This window comes from Nostoc sp. CENA543, assembly GCF_002896875.1.
GTDB lineage: Bacteria > Cyanobacteriota > Cyanobacteriia > Cyanobacteriales > Nostocaceae > Trichormus.
Map to the genome: position 1 here is coordinate 3484965 of NZ_CP023278.1, position 20016 is coordinate 3504980.

General features: G+C 38.9%; 10 protein-coding genes. 5 read left to right on the forward strand and 5 right to left on the reverse strand.

From position 1 onward, the window contains the following. Nucleotides 1-182 precede the first annotated feature (182 nt). Nucleotides 183-4118, reverse strand: coding sequence for a response regulator (locus CLI64_RS14410; RefSeq protein WP_103140729.1), 3936 nt, complete (start codon nucleotides 4116-4118; stop codon nucleotides 183-185). A gap of 400 nt (nucleotides 4119-4518) precedes the next feature. Between CLI64_RS14410 and CLI64_RS14415 the strand changes: the two genes are divergently transcribed. The 3 genes from CLI64_RS14415 (at nucleotide 4519) to hisD (ending at nucleotide 11980) form a co-directional block, all read left to right on the forward strand. Continuing rightward, nucleotides 4519-9852: an ATP-binding sensor histidine kinase gene (locus tag CLI64_RS14415; RefSeq protein ID WP_103137864.1), complete on the forward strand. Its 5334-nt coding sequence runs from the start codon at nucleotides 4519-4521 to the stop codon at nucleotides 9850-9852. 24 nt (nucleotides 9853-9876) lie between these two features. Further along, on the forward strand, nucleotides 9877-10551 hold the full coding sequence (locus CLI64_RS14420; RefSeq protein ID WP_103137865.1) for a response regulator: 675 nt from the start codon (nucleotides 9877-9879) through the stop codon (nucleotides 10549-10551). Between the two features lie 124 nt (nucleotides 10552-10675). Further along, nucleotides 10676-11980 carry a histidinol dehydrogenase gene (hisD, locus tag CLI64_RS14425; RefSeq protein ID WP_103137866.1) on the forward strand — a complete coding sequence of 435 codons (1305 nt, stop codon included), beginning with the start codon at nucleotides 10676-10678 and terminating at the stop codon, nucleotides 11978-11980. A 302-nt stretch (nucleotides 11981-12282) separates the two neighbouring features. On the opposite strand, the gene CLI64_RS14430 is transcribed toward hisD, so the two are convergent. The 3 genes from CLI64_RS14430 to CLI64_RS14440 form a co-directional block, all read right to left on the reverse strand. Continuing rightward, a complete protein-coding gene (locus CLI64_RS14430; protein ID WP_103137867.1) occupies nucleotides 12283-13512 on the reverse strand; it encodes a two-component system response regulator in 1230 nt (409 codons plus the stop codon). 553 nt (nucleotides 13513-14065) lie between these two features. Next, the gene (locus tag CLI64_RS14435) at nucleotides 14066-14968 is read right to left on the reverse strand and encodes a tRNA (5-methylaminomethyl-2-thiouridine)(34)-methyltransferase MnmD (RefSeq protein ID WP_103137868.1); all 903 of its coding nucleotides are present in this window, start codon (nucleotides 14966-14968) and stop codon (nucleotides 14066-14068) included. Nucleotides 14969-14991: 23 nt separating this feature from the next. Continuing rightward, a complete protein-coding gene (locus CLI64_RS14440) occupies nucleotides 14992-15999 on the reverse strand; it encodes a S9 family peptidase (protein ID WP_225977349.1) in 1008 nt (335 codons plus the stop codon). Between the two features lie 147 nt (nucleotides 16000-16146). On the opposite strand from CLI64_RS14440, the gene CLI64_RS14445 reads away from it, so the two are divergent. After that, nucleotides 16147-16965: a sulfurtransferase gene (locus CLI64_RS14445; RefSeq protein ID WP_103137869.1), complete on the forward strand. Its 819-nt coding sequence runs from the start codon at nucleotides 16147-16149 to the stop codon at nucleotides 16963-16965. A 268-nt stretch (nucleotides 16966-17233) separates the two neighbouring features. On the opposite strand, the gene CLI64_RS14455 is transcribed toward CLI64_RS14445, so the two are convergent. Further along, a complete protein-coding gene (locus tag CLI64_RS14455; RefSeq protein ID WP_308418360.1) occupies nucleotides 17234-18478 on the reverse strand; it encodes a hypothetical protein in 1245 nt (414 codons plus the stop codon). Nucleotides 18479-18766: 288 nt separating this feature from the next. Here CLI64_RS14455 and CLI64_RS14460 point away from each other — a divergent pair, with 288 nt between their 5' ends. Then, nucleotides 18767-20002 carry a FecR family protein gene (locus CLI64_RS14460; protein WP_103137872.1) on the forward strand — a complete coding sequence of 412 codons (1236 nt, stop codon included), beginning with the start codon at nucleotides 18767-18769 and terminating at the stop codon, nucleotides 20000-20002. The last annotated feature ends 14 nt before the right edge of the window (nucleotides 20003-20016 follow it).

Consider the following 20016-nt stretch of genomic DNA (forward strand, 5'->3'; position numbering starts at 1 on the left):
GGAAAAAATTTAGAATTCAAATTTCAAGAATTTGGTTAACGGTTAACCGTTGGCTATTGACTGTTGACTAATGTACGGGCGGGTTTAACCAAAATATCTGTTTGACAACGTGAATCTCTCACTGAACCCGCCCCTACTGACTATTGACTATTGACTGTTGACTATTGACTATTGACTAATGACTAATGACCCTTGACTAAAAGAAATTGGAGAGCATTAACAACATTGTTATACTCCCTTTCTAGTTGATCAACCAGACTAGATAATTGCTCTAATGTTTGTTTATCTGCTACATCTTCTATGTTGGCGCAGAGTTTTCCGAGATTGAGTGCGCCAATACTAACACTAGGCGATCGCAAAGCATGAGAAGCTTTTTTCAACTTGTCACGCTCTCCCGCAGCTAAAGCGTCTTTAATCTGTTGCACAGTTGCTGGGGTATCTTCTAGGTAGATCTGGATGACTTCCGCAATCATGTTATCGGCTTCGTTACCGCCTATTTGACGTAAATACGCTATGGTTTTCAGGTCAATCACCGATTCTAAAGGAGGAAAACTACAGTCAACCTCACTTGTACAAGAATGTGGAGTTTCTGGTGTAGGGGATAGGTTATCTTTCACCATTGGCTGTGCAACTTGCTCTATGAAGTTTGATGTAATTTTTGAGACTTGATAATGCTCATAACCGAATTTTTTTAGGACGGCTTCTATCGCTTCTACACTAATGGGTTTACTGATGTAATCGTTCATCCCCGCTTGCAAGCATTGCTGACAATCTTCCGGGCGGGCATGGGCTGTCATGGCAATAATCCAAGGTTGGACTGTAGGAGAAAAATCTGTGCGAATCCGATGAGTTGTTTCCCAGCCATCCATTTCTGGCATTTGGATGTCCATAAACACCACATCATAGATTTGTCTTTGTAAAGCTTCTAAGGCCTCACAACCATTATTAGCCACATCTACGCGATAACCTAGCCGATGTAGCATTTTAATGGCAATCTTTTGATTGACTAACACATCCTCAACTAGCAAAATCTTGAATGGTAAAATTTCGGCTAACTGATGATCAATGTTGGGTAGGATCGATTTTGGCAACCGGGAGTATGAGGGAAGAACAACTGAAGAATTTGACTGTTTTACCCAACTACCACGCACGATTTGTAAGAGTGTGTTATGTAGCTGATACTGTCTGACAGGTTTTTGCAAAAAGGCAGTAAACTCTGCTGCGATTTGTTTGACTTCTAAGGTTTGTTTCCCTTTAGAACTCAACATCACTAAAGGTAAATTTTGATATTTGGGTAAGGCACGAATCTTGGCTATCAGGTTGAGGCTGTTGATGCTGGGGCTATCAATATCCAAGATAGCCAAATTTAAGGGTGTCTGTTCCCACAAGCAATGCAGGGCAGCAGTTTGAGAATCTACGACTTGGACGGATAATCCTAAAGTTTGAAGTTGTAAGCTTAAGCATTGACGCAAGTTAGCATTGCCTACCGCTAGTAATATGCGTCTGCCCACTAGTTCCGGATCAGCATCGAGGTAATTATCAATATCGTGAGATTGGACAGGGAAAATGGCTGTGAAATGGAATTTAGAACCAAGGTTGATTTCACTGTCTACCCACATTCTGCCGCCCATGATTTCGCACAAACGCTTGCTGATGGCTAATCCTAAACCAGTACCGCCATAACGTCTGGTCATGGAAGCATCTACTTGACTAAAGGGCTTAAACAGTCGATGCAGACGATCGCTAGGTATACCGATACCTGTATCTTGGATAGTGAATTGGCATTCATATCTGTTGTTCAGCAATGGCCGGGCGGCGATCGCCACCAGAATTTCTCCTTCATTGGTAAATTTGACGGCGTTGCTGACTAAGTTCCAGAGAATTTGACGCAGGCGGGTAATATCACCAATAATTTGTGTGGGTGTGTCTGATGACAGTTGATACATCAGTTCAATCCCTTTGGAAGCAGCTTGCGGTGCTAACAAATCTAAAGCTTCTTCAACGCAGGTACGTAACTCGAAGGGCTGTGCTTCTAACTCTAGGTTGCCAGATTCAATCTTAGAAAAGTCGAGAATATCATTGATGATTGTCAATAAAGCACTACCACTATTACGGATAGTTTCTACATAATCTAGTTGCTCAGGGTTCAAAGTCGTATCTAACAGTAGCCCAGTCATACCAATAATCGCATTCATGGGAGTGCGAATTTCATGACTCATGGTGGCGAGGAAGTTACTTTTAGCCATGTTGGCAGTTTCTGCTGCTTGCTTGGCTTGGTTGAGTTCTTCATTTTGCCGTGCGAGGAGTTCGGTTTGTTGGCTGGCTTGAGATAGTAACTGGGCTTGATGCAGGGCTATACCCATTTGATCTGCTAAGTGTTTGAGCAGATCCAGTTCTAGTTCAGTCCATTGTCTGGGGCGATCGCATTGATGGGCAATCAATAAACCCCACAAATTATCCCGTACCAAAATCGGCACGACTAGATTGGCCTTGACTTGAAATCGCTGTAAAAATTCTATATGGCAAGCTTGAAATCCTGCTTGCTCTATATCAGTAATAGTAGTGATATTGCCAGCACGATACCAGTCAAGATATCCTTTCCTGAGACAAGGATCATTAATATCTTGATCCAGAGTTACTGACCATCCAGGAACAACAGCTTCCTCCACCACTTTACCAGACCCATCAGGGTTGATGCGGAAAATGAGGACGCGATCGGCCTGCAAAATCTTCTGTACTTCTGTGACTGTTGTTTGCAGAATTTTTTCTAGTTTTAAGGACTGACGAATTTCTTCAGTCATTTGCTTTAATAACAAAGCTCTTTGGTATTGCTGCTTCAGTTCTGTTTCAGCTTGTTTGCGTTCGGTAATATCTAAATGTGTTCCCACCATTCTCAAAGCTTTTCCTTGGGAATCAGTGCTGACTAATTTACCTCGGTCTAAAATCCACTTCCATTCTCCAGATTTAGATAGTAAACGCATTTCCGCTTCATATACGGGGGTTTCTCCGCAAATGTGGGCTTTTAGTTGTCGTTGCATTCGGGGGAAATCCTCTGGATGAATCAACCGATTTCTCAGTTGAACCCCTATCCTTTCCATCTCTTCTGGGGCGTAACCTAGCATAGTGAAGCAACGTGAACTGCGGTAAATTTCTCCAGTTACTAAGTTCCAATCCCAAATGCCTTCAGCCACAGCATCTAGAGCGAGTTTTAACCGTTCTTCACTCAATTTCACCGCATTTTCTGCTTTTTTTCTTTCGGTAACATCACGATATTTCCACAGATGACCGTATAAATGGCCATCCAGTATGATAGGAATATAATCTTGTTCCAAGATTCGTCCATCTCGTAACTGCCATTCTTGATGGAGAACGATTTTGTCTTGCTTGATGACTTCCTGCAAATGACAAATAAATTGCTCTGGTTGGGTAAACAGGTATTGGCTATTCTCAGCTATCTGTTGACAGTCCTGACCCTGCAAGGCTTCAGGGGTGTGGAGAATACCAAACTGCCGACAGAATTCCTGATTAGTCAGTAAAATTCCTCTGTTTTCATCTTCTAGCAAGATGCCGATTTGTAAACTTTCAATCAGTTGGCTCAATAATAAGACTGTGGCGCGTAATTCTACCTGTTGAGATTTAAGTTGTGTGGTGAGTTTTTGGGCATCTGCCAAAGCAGTGTTTTGGGCTTGCAATAGAAACAGATTATCTAGAACAGAGTCATACAGAGGGAAATCGTTGATACTCAGATCTAAGTTTTTGAGATCAGCAATATCGGTGATGTGAGGAGAAGCCAGAAACAAGAGGGAATCAGAGGCTTCTAGATACAGCATTTGTCCTTTGAACTGGATTTCTTTGTGCTGAGGTCGCAATAAAAACACTGAGCGCGATCGCTGTTTCATCGATTCAAAGTTTACTAAGCGGTTGGGGCGATGAATCTGGAAATGTTCGATCAGTGAACTTCCAAGTAATGTAATGGGTGCAAAAATACGCTGAATCCTTTCACTCACCTGTACAATCTTCATCTCACGATTGATGATCAAATGGAAGGGAAATAGAGTCACAAATTGTTCATATGTCAGACTAAATTGTTTGATATCATCATTTATTTCACTAGTCATAGAAGGGTAATTAATTTGGATTAAATTTTCAAAATCAGTATTCATACGCAAGCAAAATAGGTTTTATAAAACTCGTTTTTTGAATGATAAATAATTCAGTATTTATCAGTAATCATTGAAAATAATTGTTTTATTTAAATCAGTAAAAACTGAGAATATGTTCCCAGGAATTGATGTTTGTCGCCCATGCTGTTGATGTGTTTCTCAATACTTCTATCTTGTACGATAAATTTTAAATGTCAATTGTAATCATACAGTCTAGCCATAGTATCTATCTGTATCTGTGTCTGAAAGTATTAACTAATAAATATAAAATGATGATGTCATCATAGCTATTATTTTGGGAATAATACCGTTATCCACATCATGAGTTATCAAGATACGACGAGGACTATCATTTATGATTAAACTGGCTGGCTATCAAGTAGTAGAGAAAATTTATGATAGTGACAATTCCGAAGTGTATCGGAGTATGAGAAAGCAAGATCGGCAAACTGTGATTCTCAAAGTTCTCAAGCAAGATTATCCAACATCAGCAGAACTGACTAGATATAAGCAAGAGTATGAGATTACCCGCAAATTAAATTTAGATGGGGTAGTGAAAGCATATGCTTTAGAAGCTTATCAAAAAACTTTAGTAATTATCTTAGAGGATTTTGGCGGTGATGCTTTACAACCCACTCAGCATTTTAAATCCTTGGGAGAATTTTTAGCGATCGCAATCAACATCGCTGATACCTTAGCGCAAATCCATGCAGCTAATATCATTCATAAAGATATTAATCCCAGCAATATAGTTTTTAACTCCAAAACAGGTATCGTTAAAATTATTGATTTCGGTATTTCTACAATGTTTACGCGAGAAAATACTACCCTAAAACATCCAAATGTTTTAGAAGGAACTCTCGCTTATATGTCACCAGAACAAACCGGAAGAATGAACCGCACCCTCGACTATCGAACGGACTTTTATTCCCTTGGTGTCACATTCTATCAACTATTAACTCAAAAACTACCTTTCGAGACTGATGACTCCTTAGAATTAGTCCATTGTCACCTAGCTAAACAAGCAATTTCACCCCACGAAATTAATCCTGATATCCCCACAACCCTCTCCGATATTGTCATGAAATTAATGGCAAAAACGGCCGAGGAACGATATCAAAGTGCTTTAGGAATCAAAGCAGACTTAGAATTTTGCCTGATGCAAGAACGTCAAGGGCAGATTTTTCCGTTTACTTTGGCTAGTCAAGACATTTCCGATCAATTTAAAATTCCTCAGAAACTCTATGGTAGAGAACCGGAAATTGCTACTTTACTCACAGCTTTCACGAGAGTAAGTGCAGGTAACAAAGAAATGATGTTAGTGGCTGGCTATTCTGGTATTGGTAAATCAACTTTAGTACAAGAAATTTATAAACCAATTACAGCCAGCAGAGGATATTTCATTGCTGGTAAATTTGACCAATTCCAGAGAAATATTCCTTACAGTGCCGTAGTTAAAGCCTTTCAATTTTTGATTCGACAATTATTAACAGAAAGTGAAAGTCAACTGCAAATATGGAAAGATAAGATATTAACTGCTTTAGGTATTAACGGCCAAGTAATTATTGATGTGATTCCAGAATTAGAGCTAATTATTGGCCAGCAACCACCAATCCAAGAGTTAGGCCCTACAGAATCTCAAAACCGCTTTAACCTGGTTTTTCAAAACTTCCTTCGCCTATTCTGCCAAAAAGAACATCCATTAGTTCTGTTTTTAGATGATTTACAATGGGCTGATTCTGCTACCCTCAAATTAATTGATTTAATTATGAGGGATGAAGAATTAGGATATTTATTTTTACTTGGATCATATCGAGATAATGAAGTAGATATTAATCATCCAACTATCATTACTGTTGAAAGCTTAAAAAAATCCGATTTTATTGTTAATCAAGTTACCTTATCGCCACTCAATTTAGAACATATTAAGCAATTAATTGCCGAAAGTTTATATAGTGACATAAATTCCGTAGAAATATTGGCGAAATTAGTAACAACTAAAACCGGTGGTAATCCATTTTTTGTTAATCAATTCCTCAAGACATTATATCAAGAAAATTTATTATTGTTTGATTTACAAAATCTTAGTTGGCAATGGAATATTGAGCAAATCGAAGAACTGGGAATTACAGATAATGTTGTGGATTTAATGATTGGTAAATTAAAAAAATTACCTGAAAGTACACAGCATATTCTCCAACTTTCTGCCTGTGTTGGGAATAGCTTTGATTTAAATACCCTAACAATTATTTCCGAACAATCGAAAACAGCAACCTTTCATAATATTATTCCTGCGGCTCAAGAAGGTCTAATTTTAGCTACATCTGATTTAGAAATCACAGAAGTAGATTTAATTAAATCCCCTTTACTAATTATTAACTATCGCTTTTTGCATGACCGAGTACAGCAAGCAGCCTATGCTTTAATTAACGAAGACAGAAAAAAAAGTCTACATCTGCAAATCGGTCAGTTATTACTACATAATATCTCTCATACAGAACTCATAAATCGTATATTTGAAGTTGTAGATCATTTGAATCTAAGCCGAGAGTTATTATGTCAGGATGATGAAAAAACTGAATTAGCCAAATTAAATTTATTAGCAGGTAAAAAAGCGAAGGAAGCTACTGCTTATAGTGCAGCTTTACAATATCTAATTGCAGGTATAGATATTTTACCTGGAGATATATGGCAAGACCATTATGATTTAGCATTGAGTTTACATTTAGAAAGGTCAGAAGTAGAATATTTGCTTGGTAATTTTGAGCAATCCCAAGCTTTAATCGCAATTTTGCTAGAGCAAACCAAGACTGATCTAGAAAAAGCTAGAATCTATAATTTGCTAATTGTACAATACACTCTGCTGGGAAAATTAGATGATGCGATCGCATCAGCTCGCAAGGGGTTGGCTCTTTTAGGAATTTATTTACCTGAAACTGATTTTGAAGCAGCGTTAGCAGTTTTAATTGCCGAGGCTAATCAACTTTTAAAAAACCAGGATATTGCCAGTTTAATTAATCAGCCAGAAATGGTAATTCCTGAAAAAATAGTGGCGTTGAACTTGTTGATGAATGTTGATCCAGCCACATATCTTGCTGATCAAAGACTTTATAAGATAGTAGTTTTAGAGTTATTAAATCTCTCGCTTAAATATGGCAATTTAGGTGAGTCAGTCAAAGGCTACACTAATTATGGGATGTTACTCGGTGCAATTTGGGGAGACTATCAGACTGGTTATGAGTTTGGCAAGTTAGCTTTAGCTGTCAGTGAGAAGTTTAATAATTTAGCACAAAAATGTAAAGCCTGTTTTGTGTTGGCTAATTTTCAAACCAATTGGGTTAAACATATCAAATTCACGCGAGCAATTAATCAAGAAGGATATCACGCAGGTTTAGAGTCTGGTGATTTACAATTTGCTGGATATATTCTAGCATTTCAAATATTTAATACTTTATTTGAGGGGGTTTTATTAGCAGATGTTTTATCTGAGTTAGATAACGGTTTGCAATTTGTCCAAAAAAATCAGAATCAATGGGCAAAAGATACCATGATAGCAGCACGTTTAGGACTGTTCAATTTGACGGGTCAAACATCAGGAAACCTAGATTTTAATAGTAATGAAATTAGCGAATTAGAGTATGTGTCAGGTTGTCGCGATCGCAATAGTTCTGCACCCTTATTTTGTTACTTAACACTCAAATCACAAATTCTGTATTTTTATGATGAATATTTAATAGCCCTCTCATATTCTTTAGAAGCAGAACAGCATCGGGAATACATGAAAGGTTTAATTCCTATTGCTGATCATAACTTTGCCCAATCACTCATCCTCACATCTCTTTATCCTGAATTTAGCGACCAAGAAAAAACAAAATATTGGGAAAAATTAGTTGCTAACCAAAAACTAATGCGACTTTGGGCTAATAATAGTGAAGAGAATTTCTTGCATAAGTATCTTTTGATTGCCGCAGAAATGGCGCGGATTTCTGGACAATATTTAGCAGCGATGAACTTATATGATCAAGCCATTCAATCAGCACAAACACATGAATTTATTCAGAATGTTGCCTTAGCTAATGAATTAGCAGCTAAATTTTGGCTTAGTCAAGGTAAAGAAAATATTGCCCAACTGTATATGATTGAAGCTTACTATAGTTATCAGTTATGGGGTGCGACGCGCAAAGTAGAAGATTTAGTTGCCAAATATCCCCAATTACTTGCTAAAAAAACAATAGTTAATCACCGCAAAAAATCTTTGACTACTCGTAATAGTGTGATTACAACTCACACTAGTCAAAGTGAAGATTTAGACTTAGCCACAGTAATTAAAGCTTCACAAGTCATTTCTGGGGAAATTCTTTTACCAGAATTGCTCCAGAAATTAATGTCAATTGTCATGGAAAATGCTGGTGCTTCTTGTGGTTGTCTAATTCTCAGCCGTAATGAGAAATTAGGTAAAGAAATTTGCGTAGATAAAACAGGGATAATTAGTTTCGATCCTACTAGAGATTTACATGAATATACTTTACCTTTATCCGTGATTAACTATGTAGCTAGAACCCATGAAAATGTTGTATTAGGCGATGCTATCCATGAATCTAATTTTGGGAATGACCCCTATATTCAATCTCAGCAACCAAAATCAGTGCTAGCCACAGCCATTATGAATCAAGGGAAATTTCTGGGAATTTTGTATTTAGAAAATAATTTGACAGTTGGTGCATTTACTAGCGATCGCCTAGCCATTTTACAAGTTCTCTGTTCTCAAGCTGCCATTTCTCTAGAAAATGCCTTACTATATGAACAACTAGGGGAATATTCCCGGAATTTAGAAATTAAAGTAGAAGAAAGAACAAGAGAACTAAAAGCAGCTCAAAATAAAATTATCGCTCAAGAAAAACTGGCTTCTTTAGGTTTACTCACAGCCGGAGTAGCCCACGAAATTAGAAATCCCCTCAACTTTGTGAATAACTTCGCTGCTATTTCAGTTGACTTAGTCAAAGATTTGTTAATAGCGATTGAAGCTGAATCTGAACAATTAAAACCCAAAACACTCCAATATATTCGAGAGCTAGTTACTGACATTGTAGATAATGTTAGCGACATCAAACAGCAAGGATTACGAGCTGACAATATCATTCAGAGTATGTTAAAGTTGGCTCGCTCTGATAATAACTATCAGCACCAAATTACGGATATTAATGCTTTATTAGACCTATCAGTAAAATTGTCATATCGCAGTCTTGCGAATAAATGGCATGGCTTTAACATTACCATAGAAACTGATTATGATTCTACTCTACCAGAAATGGCTGTAGTATCTCAAGATTTGAATAGGGCTTTAATAAATATTGTGGATAATGCCTGTTATGCAGCCTATAAGAAAAAACAAAATAGTGACAATAATTTTATTCCTAAAATTATTGTAAAAACTAAAAATTTAGGTGAATCTTTCATGATCATCATTCGTGATAATGGTCAAGGAATAGCACCGGATATTATTGACAAAATATTCAATCCTTTCTTTACTACTAAACCACCAGGTGAAGGAACGGGTTTAGGATTGTCTCTTATCCAAGATATCATTATCGCTCAACATCAAGGAGATATAAAAATTAACACTGAATTGGGAGAGTATACAGAATTTATTATCATCTTGCCTGCTAATTTCACAACTCATAAAAAATGAAACTTTAATGGAGAATTTAAATTTATGCCTGAATATATTCTATTTGTAGATGATGAAAAACTAGTTAAACGTCTAGTATCTCACTATTTCAGAAACCAGATATCACAAGAAAAATATGAGTTTATTTTTGCCTATAACGGCATAGAAGCTCTGGAAAAGTTACAAGAATATCCCCTTGCTAATTTGGTGATTACTGATATTAATATGCCAGAGATGGATGGTTTAACATTAATTGGCAAAATCCGCGAATTTCGCCCATATATCAAAACTATTGTGATATCAGCTTACGAAGATTTGAAACTCATCAGACAAGCTATGAATTTAGGTGCTTGTGACTTCATTAATAAACCTATAGACTTTCAAGATTTAGAAACTAGTATTCAGCGTACTTTAGATGAACTGCACCAGTTAAAACCAGCCCCATTATCATCAATGCTTCATGTGCCAACAGCCAATATACATAACTCCAGTAGTGGCATAAATGAGTATTTGCAAGAAAGTCAAATAGTGATGAGAGAAGTAATTAATAACCTGTCATCTCACCGACAAAAATTTGCAGAAATCTCTCTGAATTATGTACAAAATTCTCCAGAAATAAATAGCGAAGCTTTGTTATTAGAAGTTTCTCAAATGTTGGAATCAATAAAAAACAGCACTGAGCGTCTTGAGCAGATCAGTAATGCAGTCATTGGCTATTAATTTTTCGGCTCTGCTTCTCTGACACCCTTTTGACTGAAGAATTTCACTGTCACGAAACTCTCCCAGCGTTCTACACTAAATATTGTCCCTGCTGCCAGGCAGCACTAGCTCAGAGAAACTGTCCATGCAACTTCTGAAAACAACCGACAAAGACTTTACCGCCAAATTCCAAGCCCTTGTAAATGACCGCCGGGAAGCAACAGTTGATGTTAGTGGTACAGTGCATAACATTCTCACTGATGTCAAAGTGCGCGGTGATGCCGCAGTTAAAGAATACACCAGTCGGTTTGACCATTTCAACCCTGAATCGTTGCGTTTAAGTGCAACCTTCATTGCGGAACAAGCAGCTAAATGCCCACCGGAAGTTATAGCCGCTTTAGAATTAGCGGCTGAACGCATCAGTGCTTTCCACAGTAAGCAACTACCCCAGGATATTGGTTACACAGACACCGTAGGCGTAAAACTCGGTTTAAATTGGGTAGCTTTATCCCAAGTTGGGATTTACGTCCCCGGAGGACGCGCCAGTTACCCTAGTTCTGTACTGATGAATGCCCTACCAGCTAAAATCGCAGGTGTAGAACGCATTGTGATGACAGTACCCATGCCTCGTGGGGAAATCAATCCCGCAGTATTGGCGGCGGCTCAAGTAGCTGGTGTCACGGAAATATATAGTATTGGTGGGGCGCAAGCGATAGCAGCCCTCGCCTATGGTACAGAAACCATCACCCCTGTAGATAAGATTGTCGGCCCTGGTAATGCTTATGTAGCTGAAGCTAAACGTCAAGTATTCGGTACTGTAGGTATAGATAGCATCGCCGGGCCTTCTGAGATTTTAGTGGTCGCAGATGCTCAAAACCAGCCCGAATGGATAGCTTGGGATTTACTCTCACAAGCAGAACATGACCCCAGCGCACAGTCCATTTTAATTACTGACTCGGAAAGCTTTGCTCAACAAGTCATCGCCGCCGTTGAACAAGTAATTCCCCAACTATCCACCAAAGAAGCAGCTAGCACAAGTTGGCAAAAACATGGTGCTGTGATTATTGTCGAAGATTTAGCAGATAGCATCCCCTTACTTAATCAACTAGCTCCCGAACACGTAGAATTGTGCGTAGATCATCCCCAACTACTCGCCAGTCGAATTAAATGTGCTGGTAGTATGTTTTTGGGACGTTACACCCCAGAAGCCATCGGTGATTATTTAGGTGGCCCTAATCATGTTCTACCTACATCCCGTTCTGCCCGTTTTGCCTCTGGTTTGAGTGTTTATGATTTTCTCAAACGCATCACCTATTTAGAATGCAATCAAGCTGCACTACAGGAAGTTGGTAACGCTGCTGTCACCTTAGCCACAGCCGAAGGTTTACCTGCTCATGCGGGGAGTGTGGCTATACGCCTAAAATCAAATTCTGCGGTTGAGATCAAGTGACTAATCAATAAAAACTTGTCTCGGTTTAAGGCATGATGAAAAATCAAAAAGTAATTTGCAGGCTGGTGATAGTTGGTCAAATACACTTAGGCTGAATATTAAGTGTGTGACTGATGCTGAGTTTGAAATTAAATGGTCTGATCATCACGGAGACCACTTTAGCAATTTTACAAGTGTAAATATTAGTGATCAAAAAGCTACATTTACACTGAAGTAACGCCTAACATTGTACAAAGAATCATAAATTCATCGACGGTTAGCTATTTACAGCTAACCGCAAACAGTCAACAGTTAACATTAACTTAATGAGATTCACACGAGAGAATAAATTCAGCAAACTGCTGCATGAGTTCAGGGTTGCGCCATCCAGAATCAGTTTCATCTAACATGATACATAATGCTTCTTCGGGAGTGAACGCTTTTTTATAGGGACGTTCGCTAGTTAAAGCATCGTAAATATCAATAATCTGGAATACTTGAGCAATGTAGGGAATTTCATTTCCCTTTAAACCATCGGGATAACCTGAACCATCCCAGCGTTCATGATGATGGCGAATAATGGGAATTACACCTTGCATACTGCGTAATGGTTGGCAAATTTTTTCTCCAATCATTACGTGTTGTTTCATAATTTCCCAATCTTCAGGAGTGAGTTCGCCTTGTTTAAGCAGAACTGCGTCAGGTATTCCTACTTTACCGATATCGTGAAGATAACCACCCCATCCTAAATCTCGAATTTGGCAACGGGGGAGATTGAGATATTCCCCAAAAATTTGGCCGATCTTGGCTAGTCGCTCACAATGGTCGCCTGTGTTGGGGTCACGACTTTCCACGGCTCTGGCGATGGAAAATAGTGCTTGTTCTGCGTGGTCTAAATCTTCATTTAAACGTTTCTGGCGCACGAGGGATTTGACGCGTGCTACTAGTTCTACTCGGTCAAAGGGTTTGCTTAAAAAGTCATCGGCTCCAACTTCAATGCCTTGAATGCGCGATCGCCTGTCGTTTAATGCTGTAATGAAAATTACAGGGATTAATCTTGTGTTTTCTTCCTGCTTGATTAATTGACAGACTTCAAATCCATCCATTCCAGGCATCATTACGTCTAGTAAAACTAGATCAGGTTGCTGTTGTTTGACCATTTCCACAGCTATGTAACCACTTTCTGCCTCAATGACTGTATAGCCTTCTAGCGATAGTAAGGCGACAGCAGTCATTCTGCTAGCTGTGTGATCATCAACCACTAATACTTTTGGAGGATCGGAATCAAAACTCCTAACTGGGAAAGTAGCAGTATTGATAGTTTTGGGAATTAGTCCGTCATAATCTGAATTGAGATTAGTGTTGAGCAAAGAATTTGATTTTTGGCTTTTTGTGACCATAAAATCTTCTTTGGATATATCCAGAGAATAATTATCTATTTTCTGCACTTTTAGGTGGTGGTTTGAGCTATTATCATTTACTTGAATAGGGGCTGGAGACCCACTCAAATTTTGTTCAGTAGAGCCTGTGTGTTTTCTACTCCTTTCAATCACAGAAGCACCCCAATCCTTTAAAAAATTAATAGCTTTTTCAGTTCCACATTGAATGTGATTGGTTAGTTATATCTAACGTGATCTTCCTCACACATTTTCAGTAACACGAAAAATTGCTCACCTAATATGCACAAATACTTACGCTTTATGAGGAGTTAGAATTAACTTAATATAATCTCTCTGCTTCCTATTCAAGTATGATGAATTTGAAGCAATGTTAAATCAGGTTTTTTACTGAGATTTTTACTCATAATCAACTCATGAAAGTGAATCTTTGTTCAACTCTTACTGAATATCTAGTCATAAATCAGCAAATGGAGGTTGTTTTTTACTGTTAGCTAATAAATTACAGTATTTTTATCCATAAATTTTAATCAGTTGATCGCTTAACCTTAATATAGATTAATATACAAAATCTTTGTATATCAAAATACAGACAATAAACTTGCTTACCCAAGCTATCACTACAATAGCAATAAACAAGCAAAATTTGTTAAAAATTTTACATTTCACCTCAAATACAGCACTCAGTTATTGCGGGTAAGTTTGGTGATTAAGAGTTCTTACTGAGTGACCAGCGTTTTCGCCAACGAGAAGTAGGTTCTAGAGAGCTATTTTGTTGTTCTTGCTGTCGTCTTTGCCAGATCACAGCAGCTGAATCATGCAATTGTGGATCACGGTAGGGAATAGCCGCACGAGTGAGTAGATGTTCTTTCTCAGACGAAGATAGGGGAGGAAGTGCAGGGTGAGGTGCAGATTGCTCACCTTGAGTATAGGCGGCTACTGTCCCAGGCGATCGCCTACCCACGGGTGCAGTTGAGCCAATTTGTAATCCTGCTAAAATTAAAGCCGTACGTACGGACGCAGCACAAGAATAAGTCGCTAGAACACCATCAGCGTGTAAACACAGAGCCACTTGTTGGATAAATTCAACCGTCCATAGTTGAGGACACTGAGGCGGTGAAAAAGGGTCTAAAAAAATTGCATCGGCTGTAAAACCAGATTGATTCACAATCTGAATTGATTTTCTAGCATCACCAATCAATAATTTTGCCTGGAGACGGTTGGTATTTACCTGTTGTTCAAAAGCTAGCTGAGTCAAAATCTCAGTATGTTCATAATCCCAGTTGTCTAAAACATGATGAGCGATCGCTGCTTGTGGTACAGCTGGATTCAGTTCTAAACCAATCAATTCCACATAACAATCGGGATTGACTGCCCAAATCGTCTGTAAAGCTGCGGCTGTGTTGTATCCTAGACCGTAACAAACATCCAATAAACGCACGACAGGTTTTTGAGCAGCCACAGCTAATTGAGTCGGACTGACAAATTTCAAAAAACTTTCTTGCTTGGCTCCAAAATGGCTATGAAAAGCTTCCCCAAAGGCTTGGGAGAAGAATGTCCAAGAACCATCGGCTGTCCTCTGGGGAGTAAAATTATTTTCTAATTCTGACATTCAAATTACGCTAGCTACTCAATTCACTTTGTCAACAGCTGGTTTAATTCCGTTTCTGTAATCGTGATCTTAGTGCTACTTTTGTCATCCTGAAGAATCTTTTTTGCTAACAACTGCGTTGTGGGGGAGAGGACACTAAAATGATTTGCACCTTTCACTAGATGAAATTGAACTAAAGGGTTGCGTGAGTTGCGAGCAAGCGATCGCAGTGAGTCGCTGTTTCCCGGTTGTTCGTCGCCTTCAAAAACAAAAACAGGACGTTGGATTGATTGTAGCCAACGTTGTGGTGCGCGGAGTTCAAATTCTTGTTCATTGGACTGATCAAAAGGAAGATATTCGTCATCGTAGTTTCTGACATCTTCCACAGGCCCAAAAGAAAATATAGCTCGAAATCTCTGAGTTGATTCAGCCACCAACAATGCTAGAGTACCGCCAGTGCTATGTCCCCCCAGATATATCCTTTGAGGATCAACAAAGTCTTGTTTAGCGAGATAATCTGCTGCTGCTAGCACATCATCCACTTCCCCAAAAAACCCTTCCCTGACACCAGGATTATTGTTACCACCGCGCAGTGAAGGATACATGATGACAATTCCAGCTTGAGGAAATGCGCTAGCCGTTTGATCATTCTCTGGTGGTGCGTCGCGGAAAAAACCATCATCAATTGTGTTGTAGTCTCCACCCGAAATCCAGATGATGGCAGGAAAACGTTGACCCTGTTGCGGTGGCTTACTTATATAAGCTGCTAGTTTGCCTACCTTCGCATCATAGTAGACAATGCGGGCTAGTTGGGTTGGTGGTTCGGGAACGATTTTACTTGCAGACTCCCTGCGGATGAGTTTGGTTTGAAAACCGCGTCTAGCTCCTGTTAAAGTCACCCCTTTGTCTGCCTTGGGGCGAAAAGCATCCACAGTGTTACCTGTACGGATGGTATTCTGTTGTGGGGTAGTTGTCTGTGATTTTTGTTGTGGCGGCGCATCACAACTAATAACTAAAAATCCTATTAATATTGCGAATAGTATCTTATTCACCGCATTTTTCCACAACTCTCCAATTTGGCATTAGTATAACTTGTGCTAACCACAAAAGTATAAACCGCATCTTAAAATTTAGACGGGGTTGAAAACGCTATAAAAAAAGCTGAGACTACTATTTAGTAAAGGACTAATTAATCAATAATGACTAATGTTCAGTTTGTTGTTTCGTCGGCTTGGCTAATACAACACTTGCATGATCCACAGGTTGTAATTGTAGATTGTCGCTTTTCTTTAGCTGACCCACAACTAGGACGTAATCAGTACCAAGCTAGTCATATAGAGGGTGCTTATTACTTGGATTTAAATTTGGATCTTTCCAGTCCTGTAGGTGAACATGGGGGAAGACATCCTTTACCAGAACCTCAAGAATTAGCTGAGAAATTAGCAGCTATTGGGGTAGAATTTCAAAAAACTTTAGTTGTCGCTTACGATGACTCGCGCTTGGCTTTTGCAGCTCGTCTTTGGTGGTTGTTACGTTATTTAGGTCATGAACAAGTAGCTGTTTTAGATGGTGGTTTTAGCCAATGGGAAAAGGCTGGCTATCCAGTGACAGACGTGATTCCTTCACCTCAAAAAGCTAGCTTTGTCCCTGAAGTGCGACCAGAGTTAGTAGTAGATCGGGAAGTTGTTAAAAATCGGAAAGATTTACCGAATGTAGTTTTGATAGATTCGAGAGAAGGCGATCGCTATCGTGGTGAACGAGAACCAACTGATAAAATTGCTGGTCATATTCCCGGCGCAGTTAATTATTATTGGATGGAAGTGACCGATGCGTCAGGCTCCCTAATTCCCATCACTGAACATCAAAAACGCTGGCAACCAGTAGAATCATCGGAGGAAATTCTAGTTTATTGTGGGTCTGGTGTCACTGCTTGTGCAAACTTGCTGTCTCTAGAATTAGCTGGTATTCACACTGGTAAGCTTTACGCCGGTAGTTGGAGTGATTGGATTAGTTATTAGGTGGGGAATGGGGATTAGGGACTGGGGAATGAGTAATGAGTAATGAGTAATGAGTAATGAGTAGTGAGTAGTGAGTAGTGAGTAGTGAGTAATGAGTAATGAGTAATGAGTAATGAGTAATGAGTAATGAGTAATGAGTAATGAGTAATGAGTAATGAGTGCTAAAAGAAAATTAAACACTCCCTTGTCTCCCTTGTCTCCCTTGTCTCCCTTGTCTCGATCCCCAATCCCCAATCCCCAATCCCCAGTCCCCAATCCCCGCTAACACCTAAAATTCACCTAATAACAAATTGTAATTTACGCTAAAAAACCAGCTATCAAAGTCAATGTTTCTGGCTGTAGAATCACCAAGGCTAAAACCAGATTGCATATTTATCCGACTAGATTTAGAGAAACGATAGCTCAAATGTGTAAATATTCGATAGGCTTGGTCATGGCGATCGCGTTCTGTAAAATCTGAAATACTCATCTGGTAATTTAAACCAACCTCCAGGGGTTTTTGTATTTGGTAATTCAACGATAACCATAAATAATTGACTAAACGACTACGGCTATCAGGGTCGGCTAAATTCCAGCTAAATTCATACACACTATCTAGTGCGAGTCTTTTTGTGAGGGGATCTCTTCTTCCCAAAGATAGGCGCAGGGAGTGTTCATTTAAGAAGCGATCGCCCGATGCAAATATGTCACTATTATTGGCATAAAATAGTTGTTGATTACTCCAACTAATTTCACCAAACATTCGTCGTGATAATTGCTGGTAAATACCAAGATTTAACCTCAATTGATTGTAATTAAATTTAGATTGATCTACATAACGGATTAAATTTCCCTCAATTGAGCCGTTAATAAAAGTTTGTTTTCCCAACGGAAAATATGCAGAAGATAACCTTATTCCATAGAATAACAAACCATCATCTATAGGAGAATTTTCCGAGGAAAATATATTATTGGTCTGAAAATAACCAATACGTGCTTGTAGAGAACCTATAGGTTTAAACTTAGGAATAGGGCGTTCTAACTCTGGAGGTTGTGGTTGTTCTATTGGTGCGGCTGTTAAAGGTCTAGGTCGTACTCTCAACCCTAACTCTCGCACATTATCAGATTCAGAATTGGACTGACTATTCTCTCTTAGCCTTTGCCTTAGTCTTTCTAGTCTCTCTAATCTTTCATTATTATTTTGTTGTGGTGATTCCAACAATTGTTCTAATGGTTTTGGTGAAGTCTGAGGAAATTCATTAGGCTGAGTTTCCAGTTGTGGCGGTTCATTAATCTGTGAGATAGGATTAGAATCTGGCGTTGATGTCGATTCCGATTTACCGCCTTGATTTTGTGTTTGTTCAAGAGTAGCTTGAGCCAACTGACTGGTCATAATTTGAGATTGTTCACCAGAATCTGCATCTACTCTAGTGCTATCACTACATAAACCAATAACTGCTAACAACATCGTGATTGCAAAACTTTGCCAGCCATAAGTTTGCATCTTATTGTGGGTGAGTTCAGTTAATTTCACTGTATACTGACAATTCAACTGTATCGGAAATCGTTATCCAGAATATCAGCTTACGAGTCACCATGCGTAAAACCGATATTTTCTCAACAGGGAAACGTTTCTTTTTCTTTTTAGTTAGATAGTTTGATATTTGTAAAGAAATATTTAGATAATGTGTAGCATAAATTATGTGGATTTTACGCACACTACTGATAAAAGTTATAAAATTAACGAGTTGGTGTACTTCACATCTCCAGTTCTGTTTGGGAATCAGTGGAATATTGGTATATTTTTTACTAATTGGATAATATGCGATTTAAATTCTCTTTGTGGTTGGCAATTAGTTTATGGGGAGTAGTCATACCCATAATGACGACACAGCAGGCTAGTGCTAGCACCCCTTTGACTCGTGCGGAAATTCAAAGCCTACGTAATTTCGTGCAGCTACTACAAAGAAGCACCAGAAGTAAACGTAAAGCCAAGCGCGCCGATACTATCATTCCAGGTGATGGGATATCTACAGGTAGAGCGTCTTTAGCCGACTTACGTTTTAATGATGGTTCTTTAGCCAGAATTGGCGAACAAGCTATTTTTCAATTCTTACCTAGAACACGTAACTTTAGATTGTCCAACGGTACTGCATTACTGTTGATTCCACCAGGAAGAGGTCAAACACAGATTCAAACCCCTAGCGCGACAGCAGCTATTCGGGGTTCGGCGTTGTTTGTCCGTTATGATGAACAAACAGATACTACCGTGGTTGGTGCATTAACTAACAGTGGGATTGTTGTTTCTAACAAAGATGGTTCACAAGCTCAAGAACTTCAAGCTGGACAGCTGATAGTTGTAGTCAAAGGTAGGTTTCAAGGGTTATATGATTTTGACCTACAAAATTTTTATCAAACCAGCGATTTAGTGCAAGGATTAGATTTAACTAGACAAAATCTTACATCTTCCACAGACCCAGCGATCGCCAGTGTCCAAGCAGAAGTAGTCGCAGCTTTAGCTGGACAAACACCTCTGAGTGGTCAAGATGTCATTGAAAATCCTGCTTTTTTGGAGTTAACTGCTAATTCCGGTAGTGATAACCAATCTAATGATTTAACCGCCAACTCTAATAACTCTTCAATGGATTCTTTCTTCGACACGGGAGAAATCCTATTTAATAATGCTCAAGATTTAGCTAATAGAAACGATAACAGGGCTGTTGTAGAAAATAACGTTGTTTCTATTCCTGTTAGTACACCTACTATCCCTGTCACCACGATAAATATTAATCTTGAGCCAATCATCACTGAAGTTACTCAACCAACAACCACACAACAACCTACTACGCCAGAAGTTATTCAGGTGACTAATACACCTGTAGTTACTCAAGATACTTATCAACAGGAAACTATTCAAAACACCAATACACAGGAAACTATTCAAAACACCGATACACAGGAAACTATTCAAAACACCAATACACAGGAAACTATTCAAATCACTAATACACAGGGAGCAGGCACAACAGGTGTAAATTTACAGGATACCCAGAGATAAAATCATGGGTTGAG